This is a genomic window from Kribbella sp. HUAS MG21 (assembly GCF_040254265.1).
Classification (GTDB): domain Bacteria; phylum Actinomycetota; class Actinomycetes; order Propionibacteriales; family Kribbellaceae; genus Kribbella.
Window position 1 is genome coordinate 7,481,113 of sequence record NZ_CP158165.1, and the last position, 16,789, is coordinate 7,497,901.

General features: G+C 71.7%; 14 protein-coding genes and 1 riboswitch. Of the genes, 1 reads left to right on the top strand and 13 read right to left on the bottom strand.

Going from position 1 to position 16,789, the window contains the following annotated elements; all coding sequences use genetic code 11:
* Window positions 1-2 precede the first annotated feature (2 nt).
* On the bottom strand, window positions 3-551 hold the full coding sequence (locus ABN611_RS36180; protein WP_350276799.1) for a MarR family winged helix-turn-helix transcriptional regulator: 549 nt from the start codon (window positions 549-551) through the stop codon (window positions 3-5).
* Window positions 552-676: 125 nt separating this feature from the next.
* Here ABN611_RS36180 and ABN611_RS36185 point away from each other — a divergent pair, with 125 nt between their 5' ends.
* Window positions 677-1,345, top strand: coding sequence for an NAD(P)H-dependent oxidoreductase (locus tag ABN611_RS36185; RefSeq protein WP_350276800.1), 669 nt, complete (start codon window positions 677-679; stop codon window positions 1,343-1,345).
* A 53-nt stretch (window positions 1,346-1,398) separates the two neighbouring features.
* Here ABN611_RS36185 and ABN611_RS36190 read toward each other — a convergent pair whose 3' ends face one another.
* The 12 genes from ABN611_RS36190 to cobN form a co-directional block, all read right to left on the bottom strand.
* Window positions 1,399-2,229 carry a putative RNA methyltransferase gene (locus tag ABN611_RS36190; protein ID WP_350276801.1) on the bottom strand — a complete coding sequence of 277 codons (831 nt, stop codon included), beginning with the start codon at window positions 2,227-2,229 and terminating at the stop codon, window positions 1,399-1,401.
* Window positions 2,230-2,233: 4 nt separating this feature from the next.
* The gene (locus tag ABN611_RS36195; RefSeq protein WP_350276802.1) at window positions 2,234-3,106 is read right to left on the bottom strand and encodes an ABC transporter permease subunit; all 873 of its coding nucleotides are present in this window, start codon (window positions 3,104-3,106) and stop codon (window positions 2,234-2,236) included.
* Window positions 3,093-4,028: an ABC transporter ATP-binding protein gene (locus tag ABN611_RS36200; protein ID WP_350276803.1), complete on the bottom strand. Its 936-nt coding sequence runs from the start codon at window positions 4,026-4,028 to the stop codon at window positions 3,093-3,095. The genes ABN611_RS36195 and ABN611_RS36200 overlap by 14 nt, the downstream gene beginning before the upstream one ends.
* 8 nt (window positions 4,029-4,036) lie before the next feature.
* The gene (locus tag ABN611_RS36205; RefSeq protein WP_350276804.1) at window positions 4,037-5,164 is read right to left on the bottom strand and encodes a hypothetical protein; all 1,128 of its coding nucleotides are present in this window, start codon (window positions 5,162-5,164) and stop codon (window positions 4,037-4,039) included.
* Window positions 5,165-5,278: 114 nt separating this feature from the next.
* Window positions 5,279-5,875, bottom strand: coding sequence for a hypothetical protein (locus ABN611_RS36210; protein WP_350276805.1), 597 nt, complete (start codon window positions 5,873-5,875; stop codon window positions 5,279-5,281).
* On the bottom strand, window positions 5,872-7,218 hold the full coding sequence (gene bluB / locus ABN611_RS36215; RefSeq protein ID WP_350276806.1) for a 5,6-dimethylbenzimidazole synthase: 1,347 nt from the start codon (window positions 7,216-7,218) through the stop codon (window positions 5,872-5,874). Before bluB ends, ABN611_RS36210 begins: the two co-directional genes overlap by 4 nt.
* Window positions 7,215-8,597, bottom strand: a complete 1,383-nt coding sequence (locus ABN611_RS36220; protein ID WP_350276807.1) for a cobyrinate a,c-diamide synthase — start codon at window positions 8,595-8,597, stop codon at window positions 7,215-7,217. The genes bluB and ABN611_RS36220 overlap by 4 nt, the downstream gene beginning before the upstream one ends.
* Window positions 8,591-9,205: a cob(I)yrinic acid a,c-diamide adenosyltransferase gene (gene cobO, locus ABN611_RS36225; RefSeq protein ID WP_350276808.1), complete on the bottom strand. Its 615-nt coding sequence runs from the start codon at window positions 9,203-9,205 to the stop codon at window positions 8,591-8,593. Before cobO ends, ABN611_RS36220 begins: the two co-directional genes overlap by 7 nt.
* A gap of 1 nt (window position 9,206) precedes the next feature.
* Window positions 9,207-11,240, bottom strand: a complete 2,034-nt coding sequence (locus tag ABN611_RS36230) for a putative cobaltochelatase (protein WP_350276809.1) — start codon at window positions 11,238-11,240, stop codon at window positions 9,207-9,209.
* Window positions 11,241-11,296: 56 nt separating this feature from the next.
* Window positions 11,297-11,448, bottom strand: a riboswitch (cobalamin riboswitch).
* A 9-nt stretch (window positions 11,449-11,457) separates the two neighbouring features.
* On the bottom strand, window positions 11,458-12,315 hold the full coding sequence (locus tag ABN611_RS36235; protein WP_350276810.1) for an alpha/beta hydrolase: 858 nt from the start codon (window positions 12,313-12,315) through the stop codon (window positions 11,458-11,460).
* Entirely contained in the window at window positions 12,312-13,079 is a 768-nt protein-coding gene (gene surE, locus ABN611_RS36240) for a 5'/3'-nucleotidase SurE (RefSeq protein WP_350276811.1), read from the bottom strand. Before surE ends, ABN611_RS36235 begins: the two co-directional genes overlap by 4 nt.
* Before the next feature lie 12 nt (window positions 13,080-13,091).
* Window positions 13,092-16,787: a cobaltochelatase subunit CobN gene (cobN, locus tag ABN611_RS36245; RefSeq protein ID WP_350276812.1), complete on the bottom strand. Its 3,696-nt coding sequence runs from the start codon at window positions 16,785-16,787 to the stop codon at window positions 13,092-13,094.
* Window positions 16,788-16,789 lie beyond the last annotated feature (2 nt).

The following is a 16,789-nucleotide window of genomic DNA, read 5'->3' on the forward strand; positions in this document are numbered from 1 at the left end:
GGCTAGGTGCTGGCGGGGTCCTCGGCCTCGGCCAGCACACACGCGTTGTGCAGCGGGTCGATCGAGTTGGCCTTCATCGCCAGACGCTGCAGGATCGCGCGGAAGCTCTCCCGCTCCGACTCGTCCAGGATGCCGAGCAGCGCGTCCTCCCGAGCCCGGAGCCGCCGCTCCAGGTCACACAGCGTCTCGACGCCCTTGTCGGTCGGCGCGATCAGCCGCGCCCGGCGGTCGGCCGGATCGGGCCGGCGCTGCACGAGGCCTTCCTTCTCCAGGTCGTCGAGCAGGTACGTCATCACGGTCCGGTCGACGTCGAGCTGCGCGGCCAGGTCGAGCTGCCGCTTCGGACCTTCGGCGCGCGTCGTCGCGAGCACCTGGTAACCGCGCGGCCCACCGGGCAGACCCTCCAGCGCCGCCGCGGCCGTCTTGGCGTACCGCCGGAAGACGACACCCAGCGCCCAACCGAGGTCGGCTTCCACGGGCGCGCCACTGGCGGCCTGGGGCTCGACCCCTCGCGCACCACGGGTCGCGATCTCGGGCGAAGTACTGGACATGTACCCATCCTACGTGGTGTACGCCACCCGGAATACGATCTGACTTGAATATGTTCTGCTTCACAGATTATCTTCGGAGCAGCTCAAACCGAGCTCGCCCCCTCAACTCGATGGAGACAGAACGAATGAGCACCCTGCTACGCGTCGACGCCAGCATCCGGCTGGCCGGTTCGGTGTCCCGCGCGCTGGCCGACAGCGCGGAGGCCGCCTGGAAGGCGGAGCACCCGGACGGTGTCGTGGTACGGCGTGATCTCGGGCAGCACCCGCTGCCCGCGACCGTGTGGCCGACCCTGGCCGCGGCCCAGGTGGGCCAGGAGCCGGTCGCCGACTCCGACCGGATGCCGCTGGCCGAGGCCCAGGCGATCGCCGCCGACCTGGCCGCCGAGATCCGGAACGCCGACGCGGTCCTGCTCGCCGTACCGCTCTACAACTACGGCATCGCGCAGAACGTGAAGACCTGGATCGACCTGCTGCTGATGGACAAGGACTTCGCCTTCGGCTCCCGCCCGCTCACCGGGCGGCCGGCGATCTTCGCGCTGGCGCGCGGCGGCGGCTACGGCCCCGGGTCGCCGAAGCACGGCTGGGACCACGCCACGCCGTACCTGGAGCGGGTCTTCGGCGACCTCTTCCAGATGACCATCCGCACCGCCGCCGCCGAGCTCACCCTGGCCCCGGTCACCCCGGGCATGGAGGAGCTCATCGACGCCTCCAAGGTGTCGGAGTCCGAGGCGCACGTCGAGGCCGAGACCCACGGCACCGTCGTCGCCCGCGAACTGATCGGCAACGCGGCCTGAGGCTGACCTGACCTGATCTGAAGCCGCTCAGTGGTGCCGAGCTCGAGCCGGCATCACCGCGGCGTCCAGACCGACAGCGTCACCGACAACGTGACGATCGCCGGTTCCGGCAGGACGGCGATCTTCTGCAGCAGCTCGCGGTAGTTCAGATGCCGCGCGCTCGGCGTCATCAGCACCAACTGCTCCACGGCCGACCGGTCGAGTGCCATGGTCTCCTCGATCACCTCGCCGCCGGCCCGGTCGAACTCCCCCGCCAGCGACTCCTCCAGCCGGCGTTCCTTCTCCTCGTCCACGCTGACCATGCCCAGTACGTCGACCAGCTCGGCGAGATGGCCCTGGTTCGGGGTGACGACGAGCAGGCGGCCGTCCGGGGCGAGCACGCGCGCCATCTCGGCGGCGTTGCGCGGGGCGAACACGTTCAGCATCAGCTGCGCCGAGCCGTCGACGACCGGCAGCTCGCGCCACGCGTCGCACACCACGGACGCGATCCGCGGGTCGGCCTTCGCCGCGCGGCGGGCGGCGTACTTCGACACGTCCAACGCGATCCCGCGGCGCTGGTCCGACGTACCCAGAACGCCTGACAGGTAGTAGGCGGTGCCGGCGCCGACCTCGACGACCAGGTCGTCCGCACCGAGGTCGGCCTGCAGGATCAGTGCGTCGCGGATCGGTGCGTAGTGGCCGGTGCCGAGGAACACCGTGCGGGCGCCGACCATCGCGGCCGAGTCCCCCTCGATGCCGTTCGACGCCGCGGGCAACAAGTTCAGGTAGCCCTGTTTGGCCAGGTCGTAGGCGTGTCCGTGCGGGCAGCGCGCCGTACGGTCCTCGAGCAGGAGGCCCTCGGAACAGACCGGACAGCGCAGGACGGCGACGAGGTCTGGTTCCACCGCCCTAGGTTATGTCGCGGCTCGTGATCCGGGCCCAGGCGGCCGCGTAGAAGACCGCGAGGTAGCCGCCCTGGAGGAGCAGGTTGCGGCCGATCTCGTGCCAGTACGGCGGGTCGCGGAGCAGGTCGGCGAACGACTGCCAGCGGTACATCAGCAGCCACGGGTGGATCGCGTGCAGCTGCGGGATCGCCATCAGGATCCCGAGCACGATGAACGTGCCGAACGTCGCCGCCATCGCGGCCAGCGGGGTCGACGTCAGCGAGGACACGAACAGGCCGATGCCGGCCAGGCCGAACAGCGACAGCGAAATCACGACCGCGATGCCGAGAGCGCGGAGCAGGCCTTCGCCGAGCGAGATCGTCGTGCCGGACAGCAGCAGCACGTCGCCGACCGGGAACAGCACGAAGCCGACGATCAGGCCGGAGATCCAGATCGTCATGGTCGCGGCCAGGCAGAAGATCGCGAGCGCGACCATCTTGGCGGCGAGCAGGCGGGAGCGGCCGGCCGGTGCCACGAGCAGGTTGCGCAGGGTGCCGAGGCTGGCTTCGCCGGCCAGCGACTCGCCGGAGATCACGGTCACCGCGGTCGGCAGGAAGAACGGCAGCGACAGGCCGAGGCTGGCGACGATCAGGAACAGTCCGTTGCCGGCGATCTGCCCGATGAAGCCTTCGGCGCCGGAGTCGGAGCCGGCGATCTTGATCGCGATCCCGATCACCAGCGGTACGGCGGCCAGCACCCCGAGCCCCACCTGCGTCCGTGCCCGCCCGAACACCAGCCGCAACTCGGACAGGAACAGCGCCACGGTATGCCGTCCCGCGCTGGGTCCCCGCTCGACGACAGCCTGCACGGGTGAATCGGCGGTTTCACTCTGCGACATCGAAGCCCTCCCCGGTGAGTGCGACGAAGGCGTCTTCGAGGCTGGGTCGTTCCAGGCCGAAGCCGTGGATGCGGACGTCGGCGGCGACGAGGGCGGCGGCGAACTTCTCGATCGGGAGCTCGCCGGGATCGCCCTCGACGGTCTCGGGGGTGGTCTTCAGGTCGGTGACGCCGAGACCTTGCAGCGTCTCCGCCGCCTGGGCGAGGTCCGGCGTACGGACGACCAGCCGCGGCCGGAGCTCGGCCCGCAGGTCCGCCACCGTCGACTGCCGCAGCAGCTTGCCGCGGCTCATCACGGCCGCGTGCGTGCAGACCTGCTCGACCTCGGCCAGCAGGTGGGTCGACGTGAACACCGTCGTACCGTCACTCGCCAGGTCGCGGATCAGGTGCCGGACCTCGCGCGTGCCCTGCGGATCGAGACCGTTGGTCGGCTCGTCGAGCACCAGCAGCTCCCGGCGCTGCATCAGCGCGACCGCGATCGCGAGTCGCTGCCGCATGCCGAGCGAGTACGCCCGAACCTTCTTGCCGGCCGCGTTCGACAGGCCGACCCGCTCCAGCGCCTCCCCCGCCCGTGCCTTGCGCGTCCTCGGGTCGGCGGTGCGGTCGGCGGCGTCGAAGCGCAGCAGGTTCGCCTGGCCGGACCAGAACGGGTAGAACGCCGGCCCCTCGACCAGCGCGCCGACCCTTGGCAAGACGCGCAGATGGGCCTTCGGCATCGGCTCGCCGAGCAGCTGCACCTCACCGGAGGTCGGCGCGATCAGCCCGAGCAGCATCCGGATCGTGGTGGTCTTGCCCGACCCGTTCGGCCCGAGGAAGCCGTACACGCTGCCGGCCGGCACCTCCAGGTCGACCGCGTCCACCGCGACCTGCCCGCCGCGGAACCGCTTGGTCAGCCCGTGGGTGACGACCGGCGCGCCCGCCATCTCGGTGGTCAGCGCGGGGCCTTCGCCGCGGCGGCCTGCAGGGTGTCCGGGGTGACCAGGCCGACGAAGACCCGGCCGTCGTCGGTGATCAGCGCGCTCACCATCTTGCTGGTCAGCACCTTCCCCTGGCCCCACGAGCCCTGCACGGTCGGCGCCTTCGCCAGCAGCTGCGCCAGCGGCCCGTCCCCGGTCAGGCCGGCGGTCTTCGCGCCGCGGATCATCGCGACACTCTCCCAGCCCTCACCGATCACCGTCGGCTCGCCCTGCCGCGCCGTACCGGGCTTCTTCGGCTCGACCTTCTTCGGCTCGTGCCGCGGCTCCATCCGCTTCGGCTCTGCGGTCGACGGGGCCTTCTTGTCCGTGACCTTGACGCCCGGCGGCGGCGTGAACGTGAACGTGCTCGCGGCCGGTACGTCGAACGACACCGAGCTGAAGCCCACCTCGAGCGCGGGGTCGTCACCGGTCCGCGGCATCACGGTCACGTCCAGCGGGACCCAGGTCTTGGAGTCGACCGCCACCGTTACCGAACCGACCGTGGTCTTGCCGGACTTCGGCACCAGGCGCAGCTTGTAGGCGTCCCGGCCGGCGACCTTCTCGGTGCCGCTGACCTCGACCTTGGTGGTCGGGTCGATCGCGGCGAGGAACCGCTTGGCGACGGCCTGCGGGTCGTAGGCCTCCGGGCGCGCCTTCTCCGGCTTGGCCGGCTTGTTCGCCTTGTGGGTGGGCACGGTCAGCTTGACGGCCTCCCGCCGGAACGAGTCGTAAGCCCAGGCGGACTTGCCGTCGGTGGTCCAGACCCGCTCGGCCTGGTTGTCCAGCACCGAGATCCGCGCCTTGTCCGGGCTCGCGAACGCGACCCGCGCGGTGTGCTCGCCGCTGAGGAACTCGGTCAGCTCCTGGGCCCCGGCCGGTGCGCCGGGGATCACCGGCAGACCGAGGTCCGCGTCCGAGCGAACCGTGCCGCTCAGCCCGTCCACCTTCGCGGTCTGCACCTTCGTGAGGAGCTCCTGTGCGGTGATCCCGGGCAGGTTCGGCGAGGCGTCCGCGACCACCGGACCGAGTGCCCCCACCCCTGCCACCACCGCGACCGTCGTGACCGGAACCAACCACCGTCGACTGCGCTGTGCTACGCCCATGGATACAGCCTCGCACCGGGCGGGACCGGAACCAAGTGCCCTCAGGGTAGGTTCACCCGAAAGAGTGAGACCGGCGTACGACTCTGGTCGTACGCCGGTCCTCGTTACCGATGGTCAGCGCGACTGGAGCGCGTCCAGGGCGACCGTCATCGCGGCCGCGACCCGGAAGTCCAGGCGCTCGTCCTGCACGGTGATCCGGTAGCGGTCCCGGATCGACACCTTGCGCTCCACCGACAGCACCTGCCGGCCGCTGCCGCGCTCGGTGAAGTCGAAGTGGAAGATGAACGGCAGCGGAATCTCCCCGACGAACGGCACGAACTCCCAGACCCGGCGGACGATCGCGACGGTCGGGTTCCGCTCGGTGCCGTCCGCGTCCACGCCCGGCGCGCTGAGCTGCCAGCTGGACCGCAGCAGGCTCTTGCCGAACTCCTTCTTGAACCACCCGATCGCCTGCCCGTCGGCGTCGTACACGTCGTACCCGGACCCGAGGTCGATCGCCTTGCGCGCCTTGAACGAGAACACCGGGCGCGTCTTGGTCTCGTCGGAGTAGAACGTCACCTGCTCCTTGAACGCCATCCGCTTCTGCTGTGCGAACGCGAGCAGCGGGCCGTCGCTCCCGTCGGGGTTGGTGGCGATCAGCTCGTACTTGTTCGCCATCATCGTCACGCGCTGCTTCATCGAGAACGCCGGGACGTACATCGGTGCATTCATGGGCAGGAGTGTGTCAGACCGGAGGCCGACGCACCCGTCTGCACGCCTTCCGCCAGGGCCTTGGCGAGCTCCGAGTCGTCGGCGAGGTGTACGGCGAGATGCCCGGCGCCCTGGAGTGCGAGGTCGCGGGCGATCTCCACGCCGTACTCGACAGCCTCCGCGGGCGACCGCGCCGGCCGCCAGAGCACACCGAACCCGGCGGGCGGCCGAGTCGCGCCGAGATCGACGACGAGCGCATCGGACTTCAGCAGGTCCGTAGCATCGCCGCCCACGATCACGTGGACCGGCCCGCCACTCGCCCGGACCGAGCTGTCAGCCGCCGTCAGGGCGTCGTCGACGATGGAGGTGGTGCGGTGGCCCCAGTGTTCGTGGTGGATGGCCCAGGAGAGGGGGCGGCGGCGGGCCCAGCCGGTGCGGACCAGTTCGGGGGCCGCGGCGAACTCCTCGACGTACCCGATGCAGAGGTACCCGACCAGCTCGACGTGGGCGGGGAGCCCGAGGACGGCGGCGACCTCGTCGGGTTCGAAGAACGACACCCAGCCGACGCCGAGGCCCTCGGCGCGGGCGGCGAGCCAGAGGTTCTGGATCGCGATCGCGGCCGAGAACCGGGTCGTCCGCGGGTCCGCGTGCCGGCCGAGGACGTGCCGGCCGCCGCGGCCGGGATCGCAGGTCACCGCGATGTTCACCGGTGTGTCGAGGATCGCCTCGATCTTGAGCCCGTCGAACGCCTCCCGCCGGTCCGCCGGCAACGACGCCGCGAACGCGTCCCGGTGCGCGCTCGCCAGCGCGTGCACCTTCTCCCGGGTCGCGCGGTCGCGGATCACGAGGAAGTCCCACGGCTGGCTGAGGCCCACGCTCGGCGCGCGGTGCGCTGCCTCGAGCACCCGGGTCAGCACGTCGTCGTCGACCGGCAGGCCCAGGAACCCACGCCGTACGTCGCGGCGCTCCGCGATCACCCGGTGTACGACGTCGCGTTCCGCAGGCGTGTAACCGGGTGCGGGCAGGCGGCCGGTGGCGATCGTGGCGTTGGTACTGCGGTGCTTGCGGGTCACGAGCTCCGCGCCGGCCGCGAGAACGGCTGCCTCCGCGACGCCGGGGACACCGACGAGCTGCTCCACCCGCTCACTCGGCGTCGGAACCGGCTGCTCGGCGAGCTCTTCCTTGCTGAAGGCCCGCAGCTCGGCACCGAACTGCTCGGCCAGCTGTTGGAGGGCTGGTTCGGATTCGCGGCCGGCAACAGTGACGATCAGGCGCACGTCGCCGCTCACGACCTCACGCACCAGCTCGCGCAGCTCGGCGTACGGCGTACCGGAACGGAGTCCGACGCCGACCACCAGGCTCATCGGGCGCGCTCGCGGGCGGCGGCGACCAGCCGGGCGGGCACGTCCGGGGTGGCCGTCCAGTGCAGGTGCAGGTAGGACGCGTGGACCTGCGGAAGCGTGACACCCTCGACGCCGCCCGGCAGATGCCACGCGGGATGTACGTCGCCGTCGAAGTCGACCGTCGTCCGATGGAACTCGTGCCCGCGCACCCGCCGCCCTTCGTCGAAGAACACGGTCGTGGTCGCCGCGACCGCCGTACGGTAGCCAAGCGTCAGCCGCTCGGTCATCCGCCCGGTCGCCGGCAGCACGCCGGTCATCGGATGCCCGTCGAGCTCACGACACAGGTACAACAGCCCAGCACACTCGGCGACCACCGGCATCCCACTCGCCGCGGCCGCGGCAACCTGGCGGCGCAGCGCGACGTTCGCCGACAGCGCCTCCGCGTGCAACTCCGGGAAGCCGCCGCCGAGATACAACGCAGCAGTTGCCTCCGGCAACTGATCACTCAGCGGATCGAAGGTCACCACCTCCGCACCGGCCGCAGTCAGCAGCTCGGTCGTCTCCGTATACCTGAACGAAAACACCGGCCCACCCGCCACAGCCACCACCGGCCGCGTCCCCACAACCGCCCCGACCTGAGGGCCGCCAGCAGGCAACCCGGCGGATGTCACCTCTGTGGTCGGGTTCCACGGGGTTGTCGGCTGTGCTGGGGCGGACTTGGCTGTGGCGAGCACCGCATCGAGGTCTACGCCGGTGCGGACCAGCTCGGCGGCCGCGTCTACTGCTGTTTCGGCTTGGGTGCGTTGTTCGTCGGCGGGGACGAGGCCCAGGTGGCGGCTGGGGACGGTCAGGCGGGTGTCTCGGCGGAGGGCGCCCAGGACTGGGATGCCGGTGGGCGCCACGCCTGCGCGTACTTCGGTTTCGTGGCGGTCGGAGCCGACCTTGTTGAGGATCACGCCGGCGATGCGTACTTCGGTGTCATAGGCGACGAAGCCCTGGACCACGGCGCCCACGCTGCGGCCCGCGGCGGACGCGTCCACGACCAGTACTACCGGTGCCTTGAGCAACTTCGCCACGTGGGCCGTGGACGCGAAGCCCTCGGTTCCGAGTGCGCCGTCGTACAGGCCCATGACGCCTTCGACCACGGCGACGTCCGCCCCGGCGGACCCGTGGGCGAACAGCGGGCCGACGCGTTTCTCGCCGGACAGCATCGGGTCGAGGTTGCGCCCCGGCCGGCCGGTCGCGAGCGCGTGGAACCCGGGGTCGATGTAGTCCGGCCCCACCTTGAACCCGGCCACCCGGTGCCCGGCGCGCCGCAACGCCGCCATCAACCCGACGGCGACCGTCGTCTTCCCGGTGCCCGACGCCGGCGCCGCCACGACCACCCGGGGGATCACCACTCGATGCCCTTCTGGCCCTTCTGGCCGGCGTCCATCGGGTGCTTCAGTTTCGTCATCTCGGTGGCGAGATCAGCCGCCTCGAGAAGCTTCGGGTGCGCGTCGCGGCCGGTGATCACGACGTACTGGTGCCCGGGCCGGCCGGTGAGCGTCTCGACGACCTCGTCGACGTCGATCCAGCCCCACTTCATCGGGTACGTGAACTCGTCCAGCACGTACAGGTCGTGCGTCTGCGCGCCGAGCCGGCGCTGGATCTCGCGCCAGCCCTCGAGCGCGTCCGCGGCGTGGTCCTCCTCGGTGCCGGCCTTCCGCGACCAGCTCCAGCCCTCGCCCATCTTGTGCCACTCGACGGGCCCGCCCTCGCCGGTCGCCGCGTGCAGCCGGCCGAGCGCCTTGAACGCGCTCTCCTCGCCGACCTTCCACTTCGCGCTCTTCACGAACTGGAAGACCCCGATGTTCCAGCCCTGGTTCCAGGCCCGCAGTGCCATCCCGAACGCGGCGGTCGACTTCCCCTTCATCTCACCGGTGTGCACCATCAGCAGCGGGCGGTTCCGGCGCTGCCGGGTGGTCAGGCCGTCGTCCGGTACCGCGACCGGTTGTCCCTTCGGCATCTCAGGCCGCCTTCCGGTCGCTGACCGCGCGGACGAGGTTGCCCGCGGCAACGTCTCCGAGGTCGAGGTACTCCGCTCCGAGGTCGGCGGCGAGCTCCGCGGCCAGGCCGAGGCGGAGGCCGCGGCGCGGTTCGCAGTCCACGACGACGGTCGCGATCCCGTGCTGGGCGAGCCATCCCGCGGCCTGGCGGGCGCGGGCGAACGCGTTGTCGCCGTACGTCGCCCGGCCGTCCGTGACGAGCACGAGCAGCGGACGGCGGCGGGGGTCGCGGATGGCGGCGATCCGCAGTACCTCGGCTGCTTGCAGGAGGCCTTCGGCGAGTGGGGTGCGGCCGCCGGTCGGGAGGGATTCCAGGCGGCGTACGGCGGTCTCGACGCTGCCGGTCGGCGGGAGCGCGACCGTCGCGGTCGGGCCGGCGAACGTGACCAGGCCGACGGTGTCGCGGCGCTGGTACGCGTCGAGGAGGAGCGAGACGATCGCGGTCTTCACCTCGCCCATGCGCTTCTTCGTCCCCATCGAGCCGGACGCGTCGACGCAGAACAGCACGAGGTTCCCTTCGCGCCCTTCGCGGACGGCGAGTCGTACGTCGGTCGCGCGCACGGCCAGGCCCGGTCCGGTGCGGCCACGCTCGTGCTGATGCGGCGCGGCACTCCGCAAGGTCGCCAGGAGATGCGGCCGCCCCGCCTCCCGCCCGACCCGAGCCCGGTCACCCACCACCCGCCCGACTTCAGTAATAGCCCGCGACCGCCGCCCCGCAACCCCCACCCCCGCCTGCTCCACCCGCAACACCCGAGCCCGATAAGGCACCCCACTCCCCACAACCTCCTGCACCCCGCCGGCGTCCCCCGCCTCGGCACCGTCCGCCGGGCGGCGCGCTCCCCCGCCCGCCGCGTCGCCCGCCGGCTGCTCCCGCTCCCCGGCGTCGCCGTCCACCGGCTCCGAGCTGTCGGCACCGCCGCCCGGCCCCGGCCCGTCAGGGCCGTCCGGGTCCGGGTCTTCGGGTGGGGTGCTGTTGTTGATGGCTTCTTCTAGTTGCTGGTCGTCGAGGCCTGGTGCGTCGAACGGGTTGCGGCGGCGCCGGTGCGGGAGGGCGAGTTTCGCGGCGGCGCGGACGTCTTCGACCTCGACGACGGTCCGTCCGCTCCACGCGGCGTGTGCCACCGCGGTCCGCGCCGTGACCAGGTCCGCGCGCATCCCGTCGACGTCGAACGCCGCGCAGATCTCCGCGATCTGCCGCAGCGCCGCGTCCGTCAGGATCACCTCGGGTAACAGATCCCGCGCCTTCACGATCCGCTCGGCGAGCTCCCGCTGCGGACCGTCGTACCGCGCGACGAACGCGACCGGATCCGCCTCGTACGCGAGCCGCGCCCGCATCACCTCCACCCGCACCGCGGGATCCCGGCTGGCAACCACGTCGACGGTCAGGCCGAACCGGTCCAGGAGCTGCGGCCGGAGCTCGCCCTCCTCCGGGTTCATCGTGCCGACCAGCACGAATCGCGCCGGATGCGTCACCGACACCCCGTCCCGCTCCACGGTCGCCCGCCCCATCGCGGCCGCGTCCAGCAGTACGTCGACCAGGTGGTCGTGCAGCAGGTTCACCTCGTCGACGTACAGCAGCCCACGATGCGCCGCCGCCAGCAGACCCGGCTCGTACGCCGTGACGCCCTGCGCCAGCGCTTTCTCCAGATGCAGCGAGCCGAGCACCCGGTCCTCGGTAGCGCCCACCGGCAACTCGACCAGCCGCGCCGCCCGCACCGATCGCTCATCGGTGTGCGGCCCGTCCGGGCACGCAGGATCCGGCCGCGCCGGGTCGCACGAGAAGCGGCACCCCGGTACGACGTCCACCGGCGGCAGGATCTCGGTGAGCGCCCGCACCGCGGTCGACTTCGCCGTACCCTTCTCGCCGCGGATCAGCACACCGCCGATCGCCGGCGAGACCGCCGCCAGGATCAGCGCGAGCTGGAGATCGTCCATCCCGACGACCGCGGTGAACGGAAACGCGGTGGATGAACCGCTGGTCGACACAACCCGCATCGCGGAGGTCCCTTTCGTCGAGCGGGTGTCCACGCCCGCTACGGCACTGGTACGCCGGTGAATCGGCGGACGAGCACAGATGTCCTGGCTTCCAGGGCCTCAACCCTGGTCACAGTGGCGGGACCGCCCCGGACTCCCAGCACGCTGGTCACCGGTGTTCCTCCACACTCGTCGGCCCGATCATGGCACACCCACCGGCACGACCTGCCGCCCAGGTCTACCTGTCGAGGAGGAACGACCGGACCAGCTCGGCGTACCGCTCGGGTTCCTCGAAGTGCGGGAAGTGACCGGAGCGGTCGAAGGTCACGACCCGCCCGCGCGGCACGGTGTCGTGGTACCTGCGGACCGAGAGCGGGTCCGTCGCCAGGTCGTCGACACCTTCGATGAGCAGGCTCGGTTGCGGCATCAGCGCGAGCCGGCCGAGCTTCGAGGTGTAGAGCTCGTCGAGCGTCGACAGGTGGCTGTTGCCGTACGCCCACATCTCGTCGGTGAAGCCGGCGTCCTCCCCGAGCCGGACGAAGTCGGCCCGCCACGAAGGGTCGTGGAACGACAGGTCCTGGAAGCGGTCGCCGAGGCCGAAGGCGAGCTCGTACGTCCGATCGGCCGCGGTCAGGCGCCGCTCCAGCGCCGCCAGCTCACGGCACCGGGCGGCGCGCACGGAATCGCCCAGCTCCTCGTAGAGCGCGGCGAAGAGCGGCAACCGGTGGCGGTCGTTCGCGTCGAAGTCCCAGCACGGGCAGTCGAAGATCACCGCGCTGACCACGGACGGATGCCGGATCGCGTACTCCACCGCGTAGTTTCCGCCGGCCGAGTGCCCGAGGATCGCCCACCGGGAGATCCCGAGCTCCGCGCGCAGCTCCTCGAAGTCGGCGAGCAGCGCATCGAGATCGACGGTCGCCCCGGGTGGAAGCGGGCCGGAGCGGAGAACGCCGCGTTGGTCCGGCGCGATCACCCGTAGGTCCTGCGCCAGCCGCTCGGCCTGGCAGCGCTGCCAGTGGTAGCCGCCGCCGTGGCCGTGGATGAACAGCAGCGCCGGGGCGTCGGCCGCGCCGTACTCCGCGACGTACAGCCTCATCGTGTCAGGCGTTTGGCGAGGGCGGTGGCGGCGGCGTCGTCCTTCACCTCGCGGATGCCGACGATCGGGGTGACGGTGACGAAGCCGGCGCGGAGCAGGGCCTCGTCGGAGCCGGGGACCGGGTTGGGCTGGATGGGTTCGACGGCGATCATCGGCTCGCCGGTGGGGGCCTTGGTGCCGACCAGGCGGGAGCGGGTGATCGGGGCCAGCGACGCGTGCCGGACGCCGGCCAGCTGGTCCAGCGGGCGGTCGGGGACGTTGATCGTGACCACCGTGCCGACCGGTTCGCCGGTGATCCAGCCGAGTGCCTCGCCCGCGACCGTCGCCGCGGTCGGCCAGTGCTGCGGGTCGTCGGCGTCCATGCTGACGGCAACCGCCGACACCCCCTGCCCGGCTGCGGTCAGAGCCGCCGCGACGGTGCCGGAGTGGAAGATCGGTACGCCGATGTTCAGTCCGCGGTTGATCCCGGAGAGCACGAGATCCGGCACCGGGCCGAGCGCGCCGACGGTCGCCAGTGTCACCGCCAGCGCCGGCGTCCCGTCGATCCCGGTGAACGTCACGCCGTTCTCCTCGTCGGACACGGTCCGGATCGGCCGTCCGACGCTCGCGGCGCGCGCCGACCCGACACCGCTCTCGTCGTTCATCGGCGCGACCACGACCACGTCGTACCCGAGTTCGGCGATCGCGGGCGCCAGCGCCCGGATCCCGGGTGCGCGGTAACCGTCGTCGTTGGTGATCAGGACCCGGGGCTGCTCAGGCGACATGCGTCCACCCAATCAGCCGCGGTCCTCGATGTCACCCTCCGTCTCAAGCAGCGCGGTGCGCAGGGTCTCGAGCGCCTCGGCCGACGGCTCCGCCCAGAGGCCGCGCTGCGCCGCCTCGAGCAGCCGCTCCGCGATCCCGTGCCGCGCCCACGGGTTGGACCTGCGGAAGAACTCGGCCATCTCCGGATCCGCGACGTACTCCGTGGTCAGCGACTCGTACATCCAGTCGTCCACCACGCCCGCCGTCGCGTCGTACCCGAACAGGTAGTCCACGGTGGCCGCCATCTCGAACGCGCCCTTGTACCCGTGCCGCCGCATCGCCGCCATCCAGCGCGGGTTCACCACCCGCGCGCGGAAGACGCGCTTCGCCTCCTCCTCCAGCGTGCGGGTCTTCACCTGGGCGGGGACGGCGGAGTCGCCGACGTACGCCTTCGGGTTCGCGCCGGTGAGGTGCCGCACCATCGCGATCATGCCGCCGTGGTACTGGAAGTAGTCGTCGGAGTCCATGATGTCGTGCTCGCGGGTGTCGGCGTTCTTCGCCGCGACCTGGATCCGGGCGTACGCGCGCTCCATCGAGCCGCGGGCCTCGGCGCCGTCGAGGTCCTTGCCGTACGCGTACCCGCCCCAGACGGCGTACACCTCGGCGAGTTCCGCGTCGGTCCGCCAGTTCCGCGCGTCGACCAGCGGCAGCAGGCCGGCGCCGTACGACCCGGGTCTGGAGCCGAACACCCGCGCCGTCGACTGCCGTACGTCGTTGCCCGCAGCAACGTCCTGCTGGACGTGCGCGCGCAGGTAGTTGGCGTCCGGCGACTCGTCTAGGTCCGCGACCGTCCGGACCGCCTCGTCGAGCAGCGCCACCACGTGCGGGAACGCGTCCCGGAAGAACCCGGAGATCCGGATCGTCACGTCGATCCGCGGCCGCCCGAGTTCCTCCAGGCCGACGACCTCGAAGCTCGTGACGCGGCGCGACGCCTCGTCCCAGACCGGGCGGCAGCCGAGCAGCCAGAGCACCTCGGCCAGGTCGTCGCCCTGGGTGCGCATGGCCGACGTACCCCAGACGGTGAGGCCGACCGAGCGCGGCCACTCCCCGGTCTCGGAGCGGTGCCGGGCGAGCAGCGAGTCGGCGAGCGCGACGCCGACGTCCCAGGCATTCCGGCTCGGGATCGCCTTGGGGTCGACGGCGTAGAAGTTGCGCCCGGTCGGCAGCACGTTGACGAGCCCGCGTGTCGGCGATCCCGACGGGCCGGCCTCGACGAAGCGACCGTCCAAGGCGCGGAGTACGTTCGCCAGTTCGTCGTCCGTGCGGGCGAGCCGGGGCACCACCTCGGTGGCGGCGAAGGTGAGCGATGCCTCGACCTCCGAGGCGGAGCGACCCAGGACCTCGGCCACCACCACGGGGACCTTGGCGGCGTCCCAGCTGAGCGTTTCCATCCCGAGCACGAGCTTGCGCGCCACGGCCTCCAGCAGGTCGACGCCGTCGGCGCCGGTCACTGCCGGGAGGTCGGCCAGCGTCGCCAGGTCGGCGAGCCCAGCGGCCGCGCCGGGGTTCGCCAGCAACTCGGCCTCGTCGACCCCGAACGCCTCGCCCAGCGCCGTCCGCAACCCCGGGATCGAGTACGACCCGCCCCACAGCTGCCGAGCCCGCAGTACGGCGAGCACAAGGTTGACGCGTGCCTCACCCGCCGGTGCCCCGCCGAGCACGTGCAGCCCGTCGCGAATCTGCACGTCCTTGATCTCGCACAGATACCCATCGAGGTGCAGGACGAACTCGTCGAAGTCCTCGTCATCAGGCTTCTCGTCGGTGTGCAGGTCGTGATGCAGCTGCGCGGCCTGGATCAACGTCCAGATCTGCGCGCGCAGCGTCGGCACCTTGTCCGGGTCGAGCGCCTGCACGGTCGCGTACTCGTCGAGCAGGTGCTCCAGCTTCGCCATGTCGCCGTACGTCTCGGCGCGCGCCATCGGCGGCACCAGGTGGTCGACGATCGTCGCGTGCGCCCGCCGCTTGGCCTGGGTGCCCTCACCGGGATCGTTGACGATGAACGGGTAGACCATCGGCAGGTTGCCGAGGACCGCGTCCGGCGCGCAGTCGGCCGCCATCCCGATGCCCTTGCCCGGCAGCCATTCCAGCGTGCCGTGCTTGCCCAGGTGGACGACGGCCTGCGCGCCGAACCCACCCTCCGCGGGCGACGCCTCCAGCCAGCGGTACGCCGCCAGGTAGTGGTGCGACGGCGCCATGTCCGGGTCGTGGTAGATCGCCACCGGGTTCTCCCCGAACCCGCGCGGCGGCTGGATCATCAGTACGACGTTCCCGAACCGCAGCGCGGCCAGCGCGATCGCGGGCTCGGCGCCCGACGTGTCGACGTACAGCTCCCCCGGCGCCGGACCCCACGCCTCGGTCATTGCCGTGCGCAACGACTCTGGGACTCGGCCGAACCACTGCTCGTAGACGCTCAGCGGGATCTTGGCGACCGCGTTCGCGAGCTGCTCGTCGGTCAGCCAGTCGACGTCGTGACCGCCGGCCGCGATCAGCCGATGGATCAGCCCGTCACCTTCCAGCTCGTCCACGTCGAGGTCGCCGACGTCGTAGCCGGCCGCCTTCAACCGCCCGAGCAGCACGACCGCCGACGCCGGGGTGTCCAGGCCGACCGCGTTCCCGATCCGCGCGTGCTTCGTCGGGTACGACGACAGCACCAGCGCGATCCGCTTCTCGGCGGGCGGGACGTGCCGCAGGCGCGCGTGCGCGACCGCGATCCCGGCGAGCCGCGCGCACCGCTCCGGATCCGGCGCGTACCGGGCCAGGCCGTCGGCGTCGTACGCCTTGAACGAGAACGGGATCGTGATCAGCCGCCCGTCGAACTCCGGGATCGCGACCTGCGTCGCCGCGTCCAGCGGACTGACGGCCGCGTCGCTGTCCACCCACTGCTCGCGGGTCGAGGTCAGCGCGAGGCCCTGGATCAGCGGGATGTCGAGGGACGCGAGCGCACCCGCGTCCCACGCGTCGTCCGCGCCACCCGCACTCGCGTTGGCCGCGACCGAGCCGCCCGCGGCGAGCAGCGTCGTCACCAGCACGTCGCACTTCCGCAGGATCTCGAAGAGCCCGGCGTTCTCGTCGCTGGTCGGATCGAGGCCGCGCAGCGTCCCGCAGTACACCGGCAGCGGCTGCGCGCCGGCCGCCTCGACCGCGGCAGCGAGCGCGTCGACGAAGGCGGTGTTGCCGGAGATCTCGTGGGCGCGGTAGTACACGATCCCCACCACCGGGCGGTCGTCCTCGACGTACGACCCGCGGACGCCGTACGCCGGGAGCGCGCGCGGCGGCTCGAACTCGTCACCGGTGAGCAGCAGCGTGTCACGCAGGAAGCCGGCCAGGTTCCGGAGGTTGTCCGCGCCGCCCTCTCGGAGGTAGGCCAGCGCCTCGGTCACCGCCCCGGCCGGGACGGTCGACAGCGACATCAGCTCGGCGTCGGGCACGGCCTCACCACTGACCACCACCGCGGGCTTGCCCGAGGCGAGCACTGCGTCGAGCCCTTCCTCCCAGGCCCGCCGCCCACCCAGGAGTCGTACGACGACCACCGCGGCTTCGTCGAGCAACGCCCCGAGCCGATCGAGCTCGAGCCGCGCCGGGTTGGCGACGGCCCACCCCGCCCGCGCCTCGGCAGCGGCCAGCAGATCGGTATCGGCAGTCGAGAGCAGCAGAAGATTCGCAGCCACGC

What these genes read in the sequence shown, in the direction of transcription:
- ABN611_RS36185 (WP_350276800.1), top strand. Translation starts at nt 677, where the DNA reads ATGAGCACCCTGCTACGCGTCGACGCCAGCATCCGGCTGGCCGGTTCG.
- cobO (WP_350276808.1), bottom strand. Translation starts at nt 9,205, where the DNA reads ATGCCGAAGGGACAACCGGTCGCGGTACCGGACGACGGCCTGACCACC.
- ABN611_RS36205 (WP_350276804.1), bottom strand. Translation starts at nt 5,164, where the DNA reads ATGGGCGTAGCACAGCGCAGTCGACGGTGGTTGGTTCCGGTCACGACG.
- ABN611_RS36230 (WP_350276809.1), bottom strand. Translation starts at nt 11,240, where the DNA reads ATGCGGGTTGTGTCGACCAGCGGTTCATCCACCGCGTTTCCGTTCACC.
- ABN611_RS36210 (WP_350276805.1), bottom strand. Translation starts at nt 5,875, where the DNA reads ATGAATGCACCGATGTACGTCCCGGCGTTCTCGATGAAGCAGCGCGTG.
- surE (WP_350276811.1), bottom strand. Translation starts at nt 13,079, where the DNA reads ATGTCGCCTGAGCAGCCCCGGGTCCTGATCACCAACGACGACGGTTAC.
- ABN611_RS36235 (WP_350276810.1), bottom strand. Translation starts at nt 12,315, where the DNA reads ATGAGGCTGTACGTCGCGGAGTACGGCGCGGCCGACGCCCCGGCGCTG.
- ABN611_RS36195 (WP_350276802.1), bottom strand. Translation starts at nt 3,106, where the DNA reads ATGTCGCAGAGTGAAACCGCCGATTCACCCGTGCAGGCTGTCGTCGAG.
- ABN611_RS36180 (WP_350276799.1), bottom strand. Translation starts at nt 551, where the DNA reads ATGTCCAGTACTTCGCCCGAGATCGCGACCCGTGGTGCGCGAGGGGTC.
- ABN611_RS36200 (WP_350276803.1), bottom strand. Translation starts at nt 4,028, where the DNA reads ATGGCGGGCGCGCCGGTCGTCACCCACGGGCTGACCAAGCGGTTCCGC.
- bluB (WP_350276806.1), bottom strand. Translation starts at nt 7,218, where the DNA reads ATGAGCCTGGTGGTCGGCGTCGGACTCCGTTCCGGTACGCCGTACGCC.